The sequence below is a fragment of the Flavobacterium tructae genome (genome assembly GCF_002217475.1).
GTDB lineage: Bacteria > Bacteroidota > Bacteroidia > Flavobacteriales > Flavobacteriaceae > Flavobacterium > Flavobacterium tructae.
The window spans coordinates 1-19,345 of record NZ_MUHH01000059.1 but is presented as its reverse complement, the minus strand read 5'-3'; the positions used below and the strand labels follow the sequence as shown (position 1 = coordinate 19,345).

Below are 19,345 nucleotides of genomic sequence, written 5' to 3'. Positions count from 1 at the left end.
GCTGGTATACCATTGTTAAGATTAATATCGATAATAAGACAGTGATAACCGGTTTGACTCCCGGAAAGACTTATCAGGCAATCGTGATGGAGTTTAATGGCAACCCTGGATATCCTTCCTATTTAACAACAACAAGCACCGGTAATCCCGCAGCAATTACTACGTTGAGTAATGTGGCTACTTTAAGTAATTTAAATCTGAGTGCCGGAGCACTGACTACTGTTTTTCAATCAGAAACCACTGATTACTATGCCAGAGTTCCTAACGAAGTCAGTAGTATAACAGTAACGCCGGTGGCTTCTGATGCTAATGCGAAGATAAAAATAAATGGGATAGCAGTGGCTAGTGGAACACCTTCGCAAGTGATTGGTAATCTGGAAGTAGGTAGTCTTTATGCTAATTCTAATCTTATTACAGTAGAGGTCACAGCTCAGGATGGTACTGTAAAAATATATAGGATTAGAGTTTTTAGACTTTTGCCACAACCGACGATTCAGACCACGGGGCTTACTTTCACCAATACGACATCAACGGGCACTACATTGAACTGGACAAATGGGAATGGAGGGTCAAGAACCGTATTTATGCGGGCGGGTACCAATGCTGATTCTGTTCCGAACCCTAATCCTGTTTCTGAATTGAGAAATGGTAGTTATCAGGGTAACCCTGCTTTTGGTTTGGGAGATCAGATAGGAACAACAGGTTGGTATGTTATTACTCATATCAATGTTGATAACAAGATAATAGTCACTGGATTAACCCCTGGAACAACCTATCAGGTCGTGATCATGGAGTATACAGGAAGTTCTTATTATCCTTCCTATTTAACAACAACAAGCACCGGTAATCCCGCAGCAGTTACTACGTTAAGTAATGTCGCTACTTTAAGTAATTTAAATCTGAGTGCCGGAGTGCTTACTACACTTTTCTCTTCCGAAACGACAGCTTATACGGCCAAAGTGTCTAGCGGAGCTGGCAGTATAAAAATAACGCCAATTACTACTGATAATCGTGCAACGATAAAAGTAAATGGGGTAGCGGTGACCAGTGGAAATCCTTCTCAGGAAATAAGTTTAGCTACCGGAGCCAGCACAATGATTACTATTGAAGTAACAGCCCAGGATGGCACGGTAAAAAACTATATCATAACAGTCGAAAAAAGTAGTTTAGGAGTGGTTGATAATAAAATTGAAGGTTTTGCGGTTTATCCAAATCCTGTACCACAAGGGAAGTTATACCTGCAAACTAAGCTAACTGCCTTAAAGGATGTAAAAATATTTGACATGTCGGGTAAAATGGTTTTTTCTGTTTCGACTACAAACAGAGAAGTGTTTATTGAAGGTTTGCAAAAAGGTGTTTATATCCTGAAAGTAAATCAGGATGGAGCTGAATCAACCGAGAAACTTATTGTAGAATAAGATTGAGTTTGTTTTTTGAGCTCTGTTTTGTAAGGGAACCAGGTGTCGAATTCTAAATTCCGTATTGGGTTGTATATTTGCACGAGGTAAAATCAATTGGTTTGGCATCCTTAAAAAAGTCTTTTCGGTCCTCTGAAAAGACTTTTTTGTTTTTTACCCGTTTTGTTTTATTGTAGAAAATATTCAAACGGTCTTGTACTTTTTATCAGGAAAAAAAATATTCTTTATTTACTTCTTACTTTTTTGCAACATTACAGCATGTTTGGCGGGTATAGTCTTTAAATTTGTTACCGGCTACCTTCAGTTGCGAAATACAACTATAAGTAGCGTGATTACAACTATAAGGAGCGGTATTTTTAAGGCTTCAGAGAATAGGTCAAACTAATTTTGCGGTATCACAAAAGATAGTATTTATGAAAGCTAACAAAATCGGCAACAAGATTGCCAAAGCACGAAAAGAGCAAAACATGTCTCAGGCGCAACTTGCTCAACTTTTATTTATCAGTCCGCAGGCAGTAGGGAAATGGGAACGTGGAGAATCCTTTCCGGATATTGCTACTTTAGACCGACTTGCAGAAATTTTAAACGTAGATCTTAATTATTTTTCAGAAAATCTTCAATCTTCTGAAAGTACGCCAATTTCTAAGGTAATTAATGATACTAACGTACAGGAACAAAAAGGATCTAAAGAAGTGGATGCTTCTGACAGACCGGAGCGGCCATTATTGATCAATTTTAGTGGCAGTGCCCTTGCGAAAACGGACTTAGCGGGAGTTAGTCTGGTCAACAGAAGATTTGTTGGAAGTGATTTGCGTGACAGCGACTTTTCGAATGCCGATTTAACCGGCAGTGTATTTAAGGGTAGTGATGTGCGTGAAGCTAATTTTACAGGAGCGAACCTGACAGATTGTACTTTTTCTGCACTTGATCTTTCCAATGCCAGTTTCATCAAGGCGACTCTCGTGCGCACCGAATTCAGTGCTTCAGAGTTAAGCGGAGTAAAGTTTATGGATGCAGAGCTGGTTGATGTAAAGCTAGCCAGATCTGATCTTCGAAAAATGACCTTTATAGATTGCATCTTTAATGGAGTTGATTTTAAATATTCAGATTTGTCGGGGCTTTGTCTTGACGGACATATTTTTATGGATGTGAACTTTTCTAATGCGGCATTGAATAAAGTTTCGTTTAAAGGAGCGGTTTTTAGAAATGTTTCGTTCCGTCCGACATTTGCATTGACAAACCGATATTACAAGACACTTCAGACCATTTGTTTTGACGGAGCGGTGATGGACAAATTAACTTATGCAGCACTCAAAGGTGTTGGAGTCGACTTGTCGAAGGTAACAACGATCTAGTTTAAAAATTTTAAAATCCGTAAAGTTTGATTGAAGCTTTACGGATTTTATGTACATCTCAATGACTACTTTTCTGTGATTTTAGTCAGCCATTCAAAGTAGATTTTATTGGTTTCTGCGTCAGGGTATTCGTGGGTTTTGTCTTCAATTATTCTTCCGATGACAGGAATTCCATTCGATTTTAGTTTTTGTATTAATTTTTCTGCGACCGATACAGGTAAAGCTCCATCTTTTTTTCCATGATAAACAAAAACAGGAGTTTTTAAAAAGGGAACCAGAAATTGATCCTCCAAAAAATTAGGATGTCCTGCACCCAGCCATTCGTTTGCCAAATCGGGATGGCCAGCAAATACGGCTACTCCTTTATAAAGTTCAGGATGCTGATAAAAGGTTCGTAAAGCACCATAACCACCCATCGAAAATCCGGCAATAACGATTTTATTTTTATCACCTGAAAAATGTAGCAGTACATCTTCAATGGCTTCAATAATATCATTTTGAGAACTTTCAGAATCATAACAGTTATACCTATCTCTGGCAAACGGAGCAATCTCAATAAAATTACCGCCGCTTCTTACCTGGTTTAAGACGGTTTGTTCATCTTGTCCGCTGCCATGAAGAAAAACCAGTAGAGGGTATTTTTTTTCAGGGTTGTAATCTTGTGGTAATTTTATAGTGTAAGGTTGAAAAGTAGCATCGTATTTTGATTGGAAGGCTCTTCGATAAGGTTTTGCAATTCCCTTGTAAGGATCACTGCCTTTTAAAAAGGAATTCAATTCCGTTTCAAATTGGAGATATTCTTTCAATACATTTTTTCCGTTTTCGTAGGATTTCAAATTGTTGAAATGCTGTTGGACTTCGTTTGTTTTAAACAACAGGGTATTTACAGTACCTTGCTGTAAATGGTATGGATTTCTGGTAATTTGTGAACGAATGCTGTCGAAGTTAAACTTAGGGAAAATGACAAAATCGTATTGTGCAATTGTATCAGAGGCTGAACGAATGAGAAAATTATAATGACCCGATTTTAGATTATGAGAGTCAAAGGAGACTAATTTATGCTTCAGTTTGTTCTTAAAACTGACCTTTATTTTTTTGTCAGGAAATATTTTAGAAGAATCATTTTGGATAGTAACGTAAATGGTTTTATTCAAAGCTGTTTTTGCTATTGTTATTAGGTTTAATTGCAGAGGTTCATCAGCCTGAATATTTCTTTTGGCCAGTTGAGCTGTTATAATGGATTGATTTACCTTTTTAGGTTTTTCAAAAACGATTGGCATGAAATTCCTTTTTGGAATTTCTTCATCCCAGATTCCTTCATCCTTAACAACTGAGTAGCCATTTGCAGCGTTGTTTGGTATGGCTTTTGCGAAATACAGATTATATCCTAATGGGTTAGAAAACCAGGGATGATAAGGGTATACGTCTTTCCATGCCAATAATACCTCAAAACCGCATTTACCATTATGAGTAATCTCCTCGAAACGGGTTTCACGGCTTAATTTTTTGCCATGATTTTGGTTTCGGTTGTAGTCCCAGATTCTTTTTCGGGCCCAGTATTTTTTGTCTTTAGAAGGGGAGAAAGTAATGTCATAGTATTCGTCTGTAAGTGAATCATTTTGACGTTTTGCCAGAAGTAATTTAAAGCCGTCACCATTGATAAAACCTCTATCGCGATAAGTAATACTATCTGCTTTAGTTTCGATATACAAATAAAGATGTGTTGCGGTATATCCCAACAGATAATTTACTTTAGTGGGCGTGACTGCGGGATTGTCAAATTGAAAAAAATGGTTGAATTCCTTTTTCTGAAGACTTATCAGCTTGTCATCCAGCTTTCCGTCAATAACAGGAGTGAAATCCAGAAAGCGTATCTCTTCAGATTTCGAAGATTGTGCCTGCATCAGTTGAAAAATAAACAGCACTAGACATATTAGCTTTTCTTTTGTTGTCATATCCTGAAGGTATAATTTTGTATTAACGGTACGTTTTATAAGAATTTAAGATAGAATAGATTGGTTTGATGTTTGTTAAGATGTTGAAATGGAATGGTTAAGTTTTTGAAAATGAGCACTATTAGAGGTCAAATATAGTCAAAAGGAAAAAGTCTTCTGTAATTAGAAGCTGGCTTTTTAAAGCAGGAGTATTCCGTTTCCATTTTTAATTTCCCTTCGGAGGTTAAAGCCTCTATTGAGAAATAGTTAAAACTGATTTAATCTGTTCCGTTTTCCAACAATAAAAACTTATTTTTGTGACCATTAATTAATAATACAATCATATTATGTCAGATACAATCGAAAAAATTAAATGCCTTATTATTGGTTCAGGTCCGGCGGGTTACACTGCTGCTATTTATGCTGCCAGAGCAAATATGAATCCGGTTTTATATCAGGGAATGCAACCAGGGGGACAATTGACTACAACGAATGAAGTAGAAAATTTCCCGGGTTATGTGGATGGAGTTACCGGACCGGAAATGATGATTCAATTACAAGAACAAGCAAAACGTTTTGGCGCTGATATTCGCGATGGATGGGCTACAAAAGTTGATTTTTCGGGAGACATTCATAAAGTTTGGATTAACGATACGATCGAATTACACTGTGAGACTGTTATTATTTCTACAGGAGCTTCGGCTAAATATTTAGGACTGCCTTCAGAGCAGCATTATTTACAAATGGGTGGAGGAGTTTCTGCTTGTGCTGTTTGTGATGGATTCTTCTACCGTAATCAGGAAGTGGTTATTGTAGGGGCTGGAGATTCAGCTTGTGAAGAAGCACATTACCTTTCTAAACTTTGTAAAAAAGTAACGATGTTGGTAAGAAGTGAGAAATTCAGAGCTTCAAAAATTATGGAAGAGCGCGTTCGTAAAACTGAAAATATCGAAATTTTAATGAACCACGATACCGTTGAAGTTTTAGGGGATGATAATGTGGTACACGCTATAAAAGCAAAAAACAAAACGACCGGTGAAATTTTCGACATTCCGGCAACCGGATTTTTTGTTGCCATTGGTCACAAACCAAATACAGATATTTTTGCAGATTACATCACATTGGATGAAACCGGTTATATTGTAAATGTTCCGGGAACTTCTAAAACAAATGTAGAAGGTGTTTTCGTAGCCGGAGATGCTGCCGATCACGTATACCGTCAGGCTATTACTGCTGCAGGTACAGGATGTATGGCTGCTCTGGATGCTGAGAGATATCTTGCGGCAAAAGAGTAGGGGAAGGTTCTGAGGGGCTAAGGTTCTGAGGTTCTAAGTTGCAAATGTAAGTGCAAAGGAACAAAGGTGCAAAGGAGAGTTTCAAGTCTGAAAGTTTCAAGTTTCAAGTTGTTGGAACTCTTAAAATAGAAAAAGTCCATTCGTTTTTGCGAATGGACTTTTTGTTTTTGTTTATCAGTTCATCAGCCCGATATATTTTAAAAAGTAAAAACTTTGCATCTTTGCGAGATTAGGCTAGGTGTTCATCATCGCTTTATCAATTCCCTTCATTCCAACCTGAAACCTGAAACCTGAAACTTGAAACCTGAAACTTGAAACTTGAAACTTGAAACTTGAAACTTGAAACTTCTTCAAACCACACAAACTCTACCCCTGCAACGGCGTAGTTGCCTTCGCTTTTACAGGACTTGGTTTCTTGATGAGTTTTGCTTCTTCGCTAAAACGGGTAAGTTCGATTTTTGGGCTTCCAAATAGAGAGATCTCTGACTTATCGCCGGCTGCGATTGCTAAATTGTTTTCCGCTAAAATAGTAGCGACAGAAGAGCCTTCAGTGGTAACGTTAGCCTCTTTTAAAGTAAATTTTATTCCTGTAAAAACAGCGTTATTGTCTAAACGGATTGTTGCTTTTTCGGCGATACCTTCAATAGCGGCAGTTGTTTTTTGGTACAAATCACATTTAAATTTTATGGAAGAAACTAATGTTTTAATCGAAGCGTTTTTGCTTAGCTGTAAGGAAGCATCTTCTGATTTTAAGTTTAGTTCGGTTTTGGATCTGTCATCTGCAAACAAACTGAATTTTTTTGAATTTACGTTGAGCAGTAATTTGGCATAATCGAAACTATGAAAAGTGATATCGTCTAATTTAAGTTCCTGAATGGCATAGACTACAGCCTCATTTTTGGCAATTACGGTTTTTAATGAACCGGTATAGATAACATGAACAACCAGTTTTTTGAAGATCGTACTTTCTTTGGCAGTATAGAGACGAAGTACTTTTTCTCTTAAATCCGTTCCAATGATTTCATGCAGATTGTCATCGGCTTCAATTCTAATTTCGTTTTTTTCTCCTCGTTCCAGGTAGACTTCCAGATTATCATCGGCTTCAATACCATCAAATTCACCAACTTCTTTTACCGAGGTGGTTACAATTTTAGATCCTTTTATTTTTTCTCTTCGCTGGGCAAAAGTTAAGGTCGTAACCAATAATAATAGAAGAAGGGCCGTATTCTTTTTCATTAATTCTAAGATTTGATTTGGACAAATATAAAAAAATCATCCACTTTCGATGAATGATTTTTTTACATTTAACAGATAAATAAGGTTTATCCCTGGCTAATCGTTCCTCCTGAACTTGAAGTTTTTTCAATTGTTTTTGGAGTGATGTCATAATTGACAGTTCCTCCGCTGCTGGCTGAGGCTTTAAGGTTTACAATTGGATGAACATTTACGTCTCCTCCGCTTGAGGCTTCGGCATGAATTTCATTTGCCAATAGTTTACGAGCACTAACACTACCGCCGCTTGAAGCTGAAGCCTGCATTTTTAATGCTTTTCCTTCCAGACGGATAGAGCTCCCGCTGTCTGAATCACAAGTAATGTTATCCGATTCGATATTCACATCTACAGTTGAAGCACTTGAAGCTTCAATATTAATATCCTGACCCTGAATTAGGCCTTTACTCATAATAGATGCGGCGCTCCAGGCTGCTAATTTATCGATAACAGGCATTTTTACGGTTACCCTTTTTGTGGCAATATCCTGAAAACTATTGTATTTGCATTTGATGTATAGCGTTCCATTTTCCACTTTTGTTGTGATTTCCTGTTGTATGTTATCGTCAGCTTCAACAACAACTTCTGTAGAATCAGATTGGATAATAACAAGATCTATCGCATTGCTAACCGACACTTTTGTAAAATTACCGGATAGGGTTCTTTTTTCAGTAGTAACATTTCCGCTTCCTTTAATAGTATTCACATTAAGGTTACAAGAGGCAAACAATAATGCAGTAACTGCTGCAATAATGAATTTTGTAATATGAATGATTATTTTTATCATGGCCTAGTTAATTTTGATTACAACTCCGTTTTCATCAGTGGTTAATTTTCCTTTGGTTTTCTTTGCGTTTAAAATTTCTTTTCCGTTTACTTCGATGGAAACTCCATTTACGGTATCGTTTTCTATGAAACTTTTTTCGGTCGTATCATCATATTCGTCTCCATACTCATTTTCTTCGGCAGGGCAGTCAAGGCATTTGATTTTTGAACCTTGTACTTTGTAATTGTAGTTACCGCTAAAGTGTAAGTTGAAAAAATCATTGTCAGAATCGTCATAATCTTGTACAGATGAATCCGGCTTGAATAATTGCCCTTCAGGTAAGTATAAATATACATCTACTTCCTGTCCTCTGAATTTGTTTTTTACATCTGTAAGAAAATAATTATCCAAAATTAAGCGATTTCCGTTAAGCTCAAACTTGTAGTTGATTTTTTCTGCTCTTTGTTTGGCATTGATAAACGAGTTTCCTCTGGCTGTTTTTTCAATTTGAATGTAAGGAGTAGCTTCATCTGTAGGTAAAACATGTAAGCGAACATCGTTAGAATAGATTAACTGATTGTTGGCAGAGTCTTGTACAAATTCAAAATCACTACGGTGGTCCAGATCTTTCGCATAGTAATCATTGTATCTGAATTTTACGAAAAGAGTATCTTTTGGAGTAATGTTGATTGATTTTTTCTCGACCATCTTGTTGTCGTATGAAAGCTCTGTCGCTTGTTTGATTCCGATGCTGATCGCGATAGCAACTGCAATAATCCAAATGGCTAATAAAGTATATTTGGTAATGTTTCCAATGGACTTCAGGTTTGGAGATAACAATTTGAAACCTAAAAGTGTCAAAAAGAAAAATGGAATTCCAACAGCAAAAAACATTAATAAACCAAATGACCAAAGCGGATAATCTGTAAAGTTTCCGGCATCTACAAAGTTTTGCCATGGAAAATCAACAAAAACATTAGTTCCTAAAGTAAAAACTCCAATCAATAACATAATCAAAGTACTGATTCCGGATATGATTAAAATGACTCCTAAAAATTTAGCGAATATTTTGAAAATCGTCATGATAAAGTCTCCAAATGAACTACTTATTCTCTCAGCTCCTGACTTTACCTGGTTTCCCATCGCATCATAATTGGCATTTTTAAATTTATCAGATAAGTTTTCAATTTCTTCACGAACTTTTTTCTCAATGTTTGAGATCGTTACCGGTTCACCAGTCATTTCCAGTTTCTCCGAAGTGGTAACGGCCTCAGGAGTAACAATCCAAAGAACGAAGTAAGCTAAGATTCCGGTTCCAAAACCTGCGAAAACAAATATTAAGAAGATAATTTTGATCCAAACAGCGTCAATTCCAAAATAATGCCCTAAACCGGTTGCTACACCACCAATCATTCCTTTTTCTTTATCACGGTATAATTTTTTGTGTTTTCTTGTTCCGTAATCATTAAAAGACTGACTTGTTTTTTCTTCATCTTCCAGAATATAGTCTTCAGGCTGCCCCATAACGGCAATCACCTCATCAACATCTTTCAGTCCTACAACATGTTTATCGCTTTTTTGTTTCTCAATTAATAATTCTGAGATACGCATTTCGATATCTTTGATGATTTCATCCTGTCCGGACGAGTTGGTAAGAGATCGTTTTATGGCGTCAAAATAGCGTGTCAGTTTTAGATATGCATCTTCATCGATGTGAAAAACCATACCGCCTAAGTTAATATTTACTGTTTTGTTCATGACTTATTGATTTTGATTGGTGATTAGTTTTACGGCGTCAGACAATTCTGTCCAGGTACCGCTAAGTTCGTTTAAAAATGTTTGTCCTATTTCGGTTAATCCATAATATTTCCTTGGTGGTCCAGACGTAGATTCTTCCCATCGATAATTAAGCAAACCGTCGTTTTTCAGCCTAGTCAAAAGTGGGTAAACTGTTCCCTCAACAACTAGTAATTTTGCGTTTTTTAAAGTGTCTAATATTTCTGATGTGTAAGCATCTTTTTCTTTTAATACAGATAGGATGCAAAACTCAAGAACACCTTTGCGCATCTGTGCTTTTGTGTTTTCAATGTTCATAATTTCATTTTGTTTTTTTTTGATTGAACAATTCGTTTTTTGATTGATGATGATTGATGATTGAGATGCCGGTTTGCCCTTCCGGCTCGGGTGATTGATGATTGATTTTTTTAAGGGGTTAAACCCTTTTTAACCTATAACTTTTAATTTTTATGTGAGGCTGAGCGAAGTCGTGGCCTACTTAATAAAAGGAATCGTAATTGGATATTTGTATAATTCTCCGTTTGATGCTTTTATCGAAGCGTAAATCACTAAAAAGAATTCAACAAATTTTAACAATCCAAAAAGCACTACTGCTGTGGCTCCAATAGTCAGCAAACCAATGTTACCCTCGAAGTTGAAATTGCGAATAACATAATTGTCATCATACATTAAAGCTTCAATCGGAATGTTTTGCAAGACTACAGTGATGAAAATCGGGATTGCAATTAAGGCCAAAACCAGAGTGTAAAGCAAAAGACTTAGTTGAAAATTTAAAGTCTGTTTTCCGTGATGGTTTACAAATTCTGATTTGTCTTTGTAACTCGTCCAGATTAATATCGGGAAAATGTAATTCCCAAATGGAATGATGTACTGACTTAAAGTGCTTAAGTGTGTGAACGTCGCAGTGTTCTTTTCTGATGAAGTTTCCATGATGAGTGGTGTTGTTGTTTCCATGATTAAAAGTATATAGTAATTTCTTATGCAAATATATATCTAAAAGACAGTATCTTGTTTTACATAGTACCAAATATTAACAAAATATTAACAAGTTTAAAATTGTTTGAATGCCTATAAAACGCTGAAAATCATTCGGAGTGCCTGAGTTTATTGGTAGTCCTTGAAAGTATTTTAAATTTATTGTGCGCGCATAGTTTTTTTGTATTTTTACATAAAAAAATAAATACCATGGCATTATCCGTTTCCAAACTCAATAAATTTGTATTATTCAAACTGCCGTCAGCCTACATTTGTGGCGTGCGTGTAAAGGCAATCGACAAAGACAGATGTGTCGTAAGCGTTAAGCACCGATGGATCAATCAAAATCCGTTCAATTCGATGTATTTTGCCGTTCAGGCAATGGCAGCAGAGTTAACTACCGGAGCATTGGTAATCTCTCAGATTCAACAAAGCGGAAAAAAGATTTCGATGTTAGTCGCAAATAATAAAGGGAACTTTACCAAAAAGGCGACAGGAAGGATAACATTTGTTTGTAATGACGGACACTTAATCGCCGATGCAATAAAAGAGACCATCAAAACCGGTGAAGGACAAACCTTCTGGATGAAATCAATTGGAACAGACGAAAGTGGTACTCAGGTTTCAGAAATGGACTTTGAGTGGAGCGTTCGTATTAAATAGTTTTTTCATCAGGATCCGGCCTAAGGGAACGGACGAAGTGATTTCACGGACTATTTTTTGCTAAATGCTCAGGTATCTGGAGTTTACATTAATAACCTTTAATAAAGTTTCGAACTTTGTTAAGGGAAGTAAAAACAAGCATTTTTGTCCCGAATTAGTATAAAATTTAAAGCCAAATGCTGAATATCTGATTTAGTTTGTATCGATTGCTTCGTCCGTTCCCTTTGGTTGGGTCGTGCTAAGAAATAAAAAAAGACCTCAAGTAATTGAGGTCTTTTTGTTGAAACAGGTTTCGTTTATTTTTTAACGCAACATGATTTTTTATCTTTTTTTGTATCGTCTTTTTTTGCAGTATCTGTTTTTTTACAGCAGGATTCTTTTTTCTCTTTTTCTTTTTTAGGAGCAGGCTTCGTGTCTTGCGCCTGAATACCAATTGTAAATAAAGCGATTGCTAAAACGGTAAATAAGTTTTTCATTTTTGTTTAATTTAAGGTTTTACGATTTTGTTTTTTAATTGAAGATAGAAATTCAAATATAGAAAGACTTTCTAAAGTTAACTCTTACGGTTTAGTTAATGTTTTTGTAATAATTCATTTTAAAACGGGGCATAAAGAGAAAGTTATTATAGCGCTTTAATGCTATAAATTTGGATAAAAGTAAATACGCTGATCTGTTTAATAATTCAGATTTACTCCAAAACCAACTCCCATATCACTGTCATAATGCGTTGTGATTCCAAAGTTTCGTCCAACGATGTATTTCAAACCGGCCATATACTCTTTGTCTGTATTCCACATCAAATTCATGCGCAGATGTCTGGCAAGGGGAATATCTTTTCGTTCAAACTGAATTCGGACATTTCCATCAGTGAAAACCTCAACTTGTGCCTTTACCAGCATAGGCAAGGTATACTCAATACCCGCGCTTAGAACCGAACGATGGTCTTTGGTATTCTTTTGTCCGAACATATTTTGTTCTTGTTCGTCAATTCCCATTTTTCTGTAACGCCAATCAAAACCGATGAAAGGCATAAACCATTGCATTTTGCCTATGTAACGGCCAATATGTGTCTCTGTTTCGAAACCGTTTTTGTTGTTATAGCCTAATCTCCATTCGGTACCAATACTCCAACGCGTACTGCTTAAAAGCGCTTCTCCGTCATTTCCATTAGAGGCAAAGTCATTTTCGGCTCTAAAATGAAACATACGATCGTCCATCTTCAGCATCTTATCGGCCATTTTTTTATCGTGAATTAGTGGATTGGGTGCCTGATTCTCATAAGTAAAAATACGTCCCATTCCGGCCATCATGTGGTACAGGATGTGACAATGAAAAAACCAGTCTCCTTCGGCATTGGCCTGAAATTCGATGGTATCGGTTTCCATCGGCATAATGTCAATCACATTTTTTAACGGAGAGTAATCGCCATGTTCGTTCAAAATTCTAAAATCATGTCCGTGTAAATGCATAGGGTGACGCATCATTGATCCGTTGTACAATACGATTCGGACATTTTCGCCTTTTTTGATCAGGATTTTGTCGGTTTCAGAAATAACTTTATTGTCTAAACTCCAAACATAACGGTTCATATTTCCGGACAGCTCAAAGCGTAGTTCTTTTACCGGTGCATCTTTAGGCAGCGTTGTTATGGTTGGTGATTTCAGCATTCCGTAATTCAGAGTAGTAATTCCGGCAACTTCAGTTGTGTCTGTAGCCATGTTCATGCCTTCCATGTTGTGATTGGAGTGATCTTCCATTTTCATAGGCTCGCCACCTCCGGTAATCTCAGGATACATAACGGCATTCATATCCATTTTGTTCAGCGACATTTGCATGCCCATATCGTTCATGTCACCGTTCATTTTCATCATATCATTCATCATTTTCATTCCTTCGAAATATTTTAATTTCGGAAGATGGTTGACAGACTGTTTCGTTCCTGCTCCTAAAAATAATGAAGCTGATCCGGTTCTGTCTTCGGCTGTAGCCAAAAATGCAAAGGATTTTTTATCTTCAGGAATAGTGACCACCACATCATAGGTTTCCGAAACCGATATAATCAAACGGTCGACTTCTACGGGCTCAACATCATTTCCGTCACTCGCTACAACAGTTATTTTTCCACCGCCGTAGGTTAGCCAGAAATAACTAGAAGCGCCTCCGTTTGCAATTCTCAGTCTTACTTTATCGCCTGCTTTAAATTGTGAAAGCTGTTGTTCGTTTTTACCGTTGATCAGAAACTTTTCGTAATAAATATCACTAACGTCCATGGCATTCATACGTTTCCATTCGTTGGTTACCTTTGTTGCAAAGTGACCTTGTTTAATGGCCTCGGCATAACTTTGTGTCGTTCCTTTTTTTATGGCGAACCAATCGTCAGCATTGTGCAGCATTCGCTGTACATTTTCCGGTTTCAGATCCGTCCATTCGCTTAGAATAACGGGAATTGTCGGTAAATCATCGATTCCTTTTCTAATAGTGGGATCGTCTTTCTTTTTATTGATGATAAAAAGACCGTACAAACCAATTTGTTCCTGTAACCCGGAGTGGCTGTGGTACCAATACGTTCCATTTTGAATAATAGGAAAACTGTATTTGTGCGTTGTTCCCGGTTTTATGGGCATTTGGGTCAAATAAGGAACACCGTCTTCCTTATTCGGTAGAAACAATCCGTGCCAGTGTAGTGCGGTGTTTTCTTTTTTTAAGTCGTTGTGGACGTAAATTTCTGCTATATCTCCTTCCGTAAAAGTCAGAGTGGGCATCGGAATTTGTCCGTTGACCGTAAGAGCTCTTTTTTCTTTTCCGGAAAAATTCACGATAGTGTCCCGAACATGCAGATCGTAACGAACCACTTTTTGCGCTTTTGTACTAAAAGTGATTAAAAAGAGGAGTATAATAGTCTGTAATTTCATATTGATTTTTTTAAGGTTTGGATTTCGTAATCGTAAAGTGTTTACCATTACTAAAACCGAACTAGATTTTTACCTGCGTTATTTGGGTACTTTCGATCTCCATTTTGGTTCAGGTTCCATTGTCGTAATTTTTTCCTCGGGCTGTAAATGTCATTTTTTCAATGTTTTAAGTATTACAATGCAAATTTCCGAAGTAAAGCTTACTTGGGGGTTGTACAATTTTGAGAATGATTTGTAAGATTTTAAAAAATACCCAGTCACAAAGCTCGCAAGGGCTTATGTAAAGGGCGTAATCATTTATAGGGGCCGTAATTTTTTTGTCATGCAGATTTTAAAAGATTTTGAACAGATCTTACAGATTATTTAGGAGTAAATTTTTAAAATGTAAATCTGCTCAATCTGCAGAATCTGCGAGAAACAAATTCTTTCAAATTCTTTTAGTTACGGGTTAGAATAAATGAAAATGGATTACAAATTCTAAATCTCAATGCGGTTTTTATCCTTCAATTGTTTAAAACCGGTAGGAGTAAAGCCTGTGATTTTCTTAAATTGATTGCTCAAATGTGCTACATTACTATAGTTTAGAGCATCCGCAATCTGACCTAACGACAGTTCATTATAAAGGAGAAGCTCCTTTACTTTTTCTATTTTTTGGCTGATAAAGTATTTTTCAATAGTTGTGTTTTCAATCTCTGAGAATAAATTGCTTAGCGTGCTGTAATCCTGGCTGAGGTTTTTAATTAAGTGATCAGACAAGTTGACTTTGTGGTCGTTGTTTTTAGAATGAATCAGATCAGCGATGCTTTTTTTTATCCTCTCCACCGTCTTGCTTTTTTTGTCATCAATAAAATCAAAGCCCAAGGCCCGCAAACTTTTGAGCAGCACTTCCTTTTGACTTTTGGAAATAGAGTCCTGTAGTTTGACTTCACCTAATGCAACAGAAATTGGATGGAGTCCGAGTTTTTTAAACTCAGACTCCACAACCATTATACATCGTCTGCACACCATGTTTTTGATGCAGAGTGTCATATTTACTTGATCGTTTCTACCACACTTCCGCAAGTTAACATTGACGAACCGTAATAAGGATTTTTAATCGTCTTTTCTTTGCTCAGCCAGTCGGCATCGACCATCGGGCAGTGTTGTTTGTATACGGCCTGATCCGATTTTGACACTTTAATAAGTTCGTAAGTGTTTTTGGAGAGCGATTTGAAAGTTTCGCGCTGTTTTTTAAGATCTGTGGTAGCCGAAATACTTTTAGCGTCAGCGGTTATTTTTTTCATGACTTTCATCCAGGCGTTGTGTTCGTCACCCTTTAATTGGTCCATTTTTATAGCTGTGATGGCATCCAGTAAATCTTTGGCTTTTGCCGAAGTGAGTTTGGCATCGCTTTTAATTAAGGCATCTTTTACCGTAAAATAAGCATCATAAACGGTTTGTAACTGGTTTGAATCGGCAACTTCTATTGTTGTAGTTTCTCTTTTTATGGAAGTGGCCAGAATAATATTAGCAGAAAAAGCGACTAAGATTACTATTACTATGGTTAAAATTGATTTTTTCATTGTATCTGATTTTATTAGAGTGTTAAATTCCCTCTAAGTTAAATAATTTAAGATTGATTATTATTAATTATAGTCTCATAAATAATCTGATGCACAGTGTGTTACTTTTTTTTATGAAAAATAAAAGCTTCGTTACAAAACGTAACTTTGGCTGTCAGAAATACAATTATTTTATTTTTGGGGGTGACCAAATAGAAGTAAAACCATCAGAAATACTGATGTTTTTGTAGTAAGGTATTGTTTTCTCCGGAGAGAAATTGAACAGATTTTTTTCAAATTCAAATTCATTCTTTGTCATTAAGCTGAATTGAAGCCCCGATGGGGTACAGCCCGAATGATCACATTTTCGATTGCAGCCGTGCTCATCATTTTTTGAACCGTTGTCTTTTTTGCAACAGTTTTTTTGAGAAGTATCAGCCGTCTCGTGTTTTGAAACCGCTTTCTTTTCGCAGGAACTTTTCGCATTCGTTTTTCCGCAGGCATAACCTTCACTTGGCATCAGTAAGAAGCCAAAGGTCATGATTAGAAACACTATGTAAATTTTTCCTGTCAACGAAAATGTTTTAGAATTACAAATTTAGGTATTTTTTTTTACTCTTGAGTTTTTTGAAATTCAATACTCACAGTTTTTTATAATCGGTAGGTTTCATGTTTTTCCTTTTTTTAAAGTAATTGGAAAGGTGGCTTTCATCGGTAAAACCAAATTCATGAGCAATTTGTTTAATGGGCAGCTGATTGTTGTGAATTCGCTTTTCGATTAAAGTAGTTCTCAGATTGTGGATGTACTCACGATAGCTTATGGCAAAAGTTCTTTTAAAGTAAGCACTGAAATAAGTTTGGGCAATATTAAAGTGATCAGCAATAACTTTAATCTGGACCAATTTCGGGTTGTAAATGTTTTGATGAATATAGGTTGCGATTTGTTCGTTGTCAATAGGAGTCGATTTCAATTGCAGATTCATGCAGCGGATGGTTTCTTTAATCAACCCAAAAATGGAAAGAATCTGATAAAAAACAATTGGAGAGCTCGAGACATCCGTCTTACAATTGTAGGCGGTAATGTTTTCGATCGTATTTTTTAAAATGGTTTTGCAAGGATCGTCTAATTTTAAAATGGTTTCCTTAAGCAACTTGTTTCGCATAAAATCCTCCGGAGTATTCAGCAGTAAATCATCACAAAAAAGATTCCTGTTTGAATCAAAATAGTTGTCAGTAAACTTGATGTAAACAAAACGCGTTCTTTTTTTAATATCGAAATAATGCTCATCTTCCGGAGAAATCACAAAGAGATCACCAGATTTATAAGGCAATAAGTTGTGGTTAAGATGATGAATTCCGTTGCCTTTTTTGATGTAAATAATCTCATAATAGGTATGAGTGTGCGGAACATGGGGAAATACGTCATCTTCGAACTCATGAATGACAAGCTTTTCAAATTGATTGAATTTAGGCATAACTTAAATTTACAAGTTTATGTCGTAAATGTACAATTTATTTCCCGCTTAACAGTGTTAAATTTGCAGCATAGAAATTCTATTCCTTTCTATTACAAACAAATGAAAAAAAGTCTTATTGCACTCTCATTAGGAGGTTTGACTATCGGAATTACCGAATTTGTCATGATGGGTTTGCTGCCTGATATTGCTTCAGATATGAAAGTTTCGATTCCGGTTGCCGGATATTTAATCTCTGCTTACGCACTTGGTGTTGTCATTGGCGCGCCTTTACTGGTAATTCTGGGAAGAAATTTTGCACCCAAAAAAATGCTTTTAATTTTGGCTTTGATGCTGACGGTATTTAATGCTCTTTCGATTATTGCCCCTGACTATAATTTTCTATTCGCTTCAAGATTTCTTTCGGGATTACCGCACGGAGCTTTTTTTGGAGTTGGTGCTGTGGTAGCGAGCCGTTTGGCCGATAAGGGCAAAGAAGCTCAGGCGATCGCCATTATGTTTTCGGGTTTGACACTGGCGAATTTAATAGGTGTGCCTATTGGTACTTATATAGGACATAACTTTATCTGGCGTTATACTTTTGTTTTAATTGCCGCTGTTGGTCTGCTAACGTTTTTATTTATTTCGTTATGGATGCCAAATCTGGAAAAGAGCGGAACGGTCAATATGAAAACCCAGTTATTGTTCTTTAAGAAAACAGAAGCCTGGCTAATTATTGGAATTACAGCCATTGGATTCGGAGGTCTTTTTGCATGGATTAGTTATATCGCACCTCTAATGACAAATGTTTCAAAGTTTGCGCCAGAGGATGTGTCTTATATTTTGATTTTGGCTGGTTTAGGAATGCTGGTTGGCAATTTTGCCGGAGGTAAACTGGCTGATAAATATTCTCCGGCACCTACTGTACTGGCGCTGCTTTTTGTTATGGCAATTGATTTAATTATGGTGTACTTTTTCTCCTTCAATCAATATGTATCTTTATTTCTGACTTTTTTAACGGGTGCTGTTTCTTTTTCAGTGATTGCTCCAATTCAGATGTTAATGATTAAAACTGCTAAAGATGCTGAGATGATTGCTTCAGCAGCGCTGCAGGGTAGTTTTAATATCGGAAATGCGTTGGGAGCCTTTTTGGGAGGTTTGCCATTGTCTGCAGGGTACAGTTATGCTTCGCCAAATTTAATCGGTTTGGTTATGGCGTTAAGCGGAATGGTAATTACTTTTGCTTTAATGCAGAAACATAAAGGGAATTTGCAGTTGCAAAAAGCGTAAAGATTTTGTTGTAATCTTTGAGAGCTATTGTTGTTAGTTAGATTTAGACGATGCGAGAGAAGCGTAAGCAGTAAAAAGTTAGCTAACGTTAAGGTTTGCAAATTATATTAAAAAAAGAGTCTTTGAACTTATCAGGTTCAAAGACTCTTTTTTTTGTCTTTTATTGTTTTTTGATTCCTCCTAAGCAGGGTTGTAGTATGTTGTTTTTCTTTTTAGTAAGAATATGGTGTCTTTATAGTGGTAGCTTGACTTCGTACGCGATATTTTTTGTGACAGGAATACTGTTTTTTGTTATTTTTTTTGAAAAAACAACAATTAAAAAAAGCTGGAAAAAGAAGTTGATAATATCGCAAAGAGTTTTCTTGTAATCGATTGTTTTTTTTGTAAAACTACCGTAGTCCACTAAAAAAATAAAAATATATTTACTATTTATATTGAACTTAAATTGCATTTGTGATATAAAAAGACGGTTTTATTTTTGGTATGTCATTTATTTTGGGAAATTTTTATGACTTTTAATTTTTTATCTCAAAAAAATATTTAATTTTGTGTAATCGATTACAAATTTTTTAAGGCTAAAAAAAAGACCTTATTTGGAAGGTCAAAAAACAACTCAAAAAAGAAACTGTTGTCTTAGAAGTGAGGCTTTGATAATCAGTTAAAAAAAGAGGGAAC

At 36.2% G+C, this 19,345-nt stretch carries 17 protein-coding genes; 5 read left to right on the top strand and 12 right to left on the bottom strand.

Annotation, left to right across the window (positions count from 1 at the left end; all coding sequences use genetic code 11):
• Together B0A80_RS19485 and B0A80_RS19480 are read left to right on the top strand one after the other, a co-directional pair.
• Positions 1-1,418, top strand: a 1,418-nt coding sequence (locus tag B0A80_RS19485) for a cadherin-like beta sandwich domain-containing protein (protein WP_124020595.1), incomplete at its 5' end; no start/stop codon positions are given.
• A 413-nt stretch (positions 1,419-1,831) separates the two neighbouring features.
• Positions 1,832-2,773, top strand: coding sequence for a pentapeptide repeat-containing protein (locus B0A80_RS19480; protein WP_089078376.1), 942 nt, complete (start codon positions 1,832-1,834; stop codon positions 2,771-2,773).
• 65 nt (positions 2,774-2,838) lie between these two features.
• Here B0A80_RS19480 and B0A80_RS19475 read toward each other — a convergent pair whose 3' ends face one another.
• Positions 2,839-4,728, bottom strand: coding sequence for a carboxylesterase family protein (locus B0A80_RS19475; RefSeq protein ID WP_089078375.1), 1,890 nt, complete (start codon positions 4,726-4,728; stop codon positions 2,839-2,841).
• Between the two features lie 326 nt (positions 4,729-5,054).
• Between B0A80_RS19475 and trxB the strand changes: the two genes are divergently transcribed.
• The gene (trxB, locus tag B0A80_RS19470) at positions 5,055-6,002 is read left to right on the top strand and encodes a thioredoxin-disulfide reductase (RefSeq protein WP_017494826.1); all 948 of its coding nucleotides are present in this window, start codon (positions 5,055-5,057) and stop codon (positions 6,000-6,002) included.
• Positions 6,003-6,368: 366 nt separating this feature from the next.
• Here the strand turns inward: trxB and B0A80_RS19465 are convergent, their stop codons facing one another.
• From B0A80_RS19465 to B0A80_RS19445, 5 genes are all read right to left on the bottom strand, one after another.
• Complete coding sequence (locus B0A80_RS19465) at positions 6,369-7,238, bottom strand: GIN domain-containing protein (protein ID WP_089078374.1); 870 nt, start codon at positions 7,236-7,238, stop codon at positions 6,369-6,371.
• A gap of 86 nt (positions 7,239-7,324) precedes the next feature.
• Positions 7,325-8,059: a head GIN domain-containing protein gene (locus tag B0A80_RS19460; RefSeq protein ID WP_017498070.1), complete on the bottom strand. Its 735-nt coding sequence runs from the start codon at positions 8,057-8,059 to the stop codon at positions 7,325-7,327.
• Between the two features lie 3 nt (positions 8,060-8,062).
• Complete coding sequence (locus tag B0A80_RS19455; protein ID WP_070907756.1) at positions 8,063-9,796, bottom strand: PspC domain-containing protein; 1,734 nt, start codon at positions 9,794-9,796, stop codon at positions 8,063-8,065.
• Positions 9,797-9,799: 3 nt separating this feature from the next.
• Positions 9,800-10,132 (bottom strand): PadR family transcriptional regulator, encoded by a 333-nt coding sequence (locus B0A80_RS19450; protein ID WP_017498072.1) that lies wholly within the window; start codon positions 10,130-10,132, stop codon positions 9,800-9,802.
• A gap of 177 nt (positions 10,133-10,309) precedes the next feature.
• Positions 10,310-10,789 (bottom strand): DUF4870 domain-containing protein, encoded by a 480-nt coding sequence (locus tag B0A80_RS19445; protein WP_083342557.1) that lies wholly within the window; start codon positions 10,787-10,789, stop codon positions 10,310-10,312.
• A 231-nt stretch (positions 10,790-11,020) separates the two neighbouring features.
• Here B0A80_RS19445 and B0A80_RS19440 point away from each other — a divergent pair, with 231 nt between their 5' ends.
• Positions 11,021-11,473, top strand: a complete 453-nt coding sequence (locus B0A80_RS19440; RefSeq protein WP_070907755.1) for a DUF4442 domain-containing protein — start codon at positions 11,021-11,023, stop codon at positions 11,471-11,473.
• 296 nt (positions 11,474-11,769) lie between these two features.
• On the opposite strand, the gene B0A80_RS19435 is transcribed toward B0A80_RS19440, so the two are convergent.
• From B0A80_RS19435 to B0A80_RS19405, 6 genes are all read right to left on the bottom strand, one after another.
• The gene (locus B0A80_RS19435; RefSeq protein WP_089078373.1) at positions 11,770-11,949 is read right to left on the bottom strand and encodes a hypothetical protein; all 180 of its coding nucleotides are present in this window, start codon (positions 11,947-11,949) and stop codon (positions 11,770-11,772) included.
• Positions 11,950-12,147: 198 nt separating this feature from the next.
• Entirely contained in the window at positions 12,148-14,385 is a 2,238-nt protein-coding gene (locus tag B0A80_RS19430) for a multicopper oxidase family protein (protein ID WP_089078377.1), read from the bottom strand.
• Between the two features lie 477 nt (positions 14,386-14,862).
• Entirely contained in the window at positions 14,863-15,372 is a 510-nt protein-coding gene (locus B0A80_RS19420; RefSeq protein ID WP_208861500.1) for a helix-turn-helix domain-containing protein, read from the bottom strand.
• 44 nt (positions 15,373-15,416) lie between these two features.
• Positions 15,417-15,947 (bottom strand): DUF3347 domain-containing protein, encoded by a 531-nt coding sequence (locus tag B0A80_RS19415; protein ID WP_089078370.1) that lies wholly within the window; start codon positions 15,945-15,947, stop codon positions 15,417-15,419.
• A gap of 166 nt (positions 15,948-16,113) precedes the next feature.
• The gene (locus B0A80_RS19410) at positions 16,114-16,500 is read right to left on the bottom strand and encodes a hypothetical protein (RefSeq protein WP_233430788.1); all 387 of its coding nucleotides are present in this window, start codon (positions 16,498-16,500) and stop codon (positions 16,114-16,116) included.
• 67 nt (positions 16,501-16,567) lie between these two features.
• Positions 16,568-17,401: an AraC family transcriptional regulator gene (locus B0A80_RS19405; RefSeq protein ID WP_070907749.1), complete on the bottom strand. Its 834-nt coding sequence runs from the start codon at positions 17,399-17,401 to the stop codon at positions 16,568-16,570.
• Positions 17,402-17,503: 102 nt separating this feature from the next.
• Here B0A80_RS19405 and B0A80_RS19400 point away from each other — a divergent pair, with 102 nt between their 5' ends.
• Positions 17,504-18,670, top strand: a complete 1,167-nt coding sequence (locus B0A80_RS19400) for an MFS transporter (protein WP_070907955.1) — start codon at positions 17,504-17,506, stop codon at positions 18,668-18,670.
• Positions 18,671-19,345: the final 675 nt, after the last annotated feature.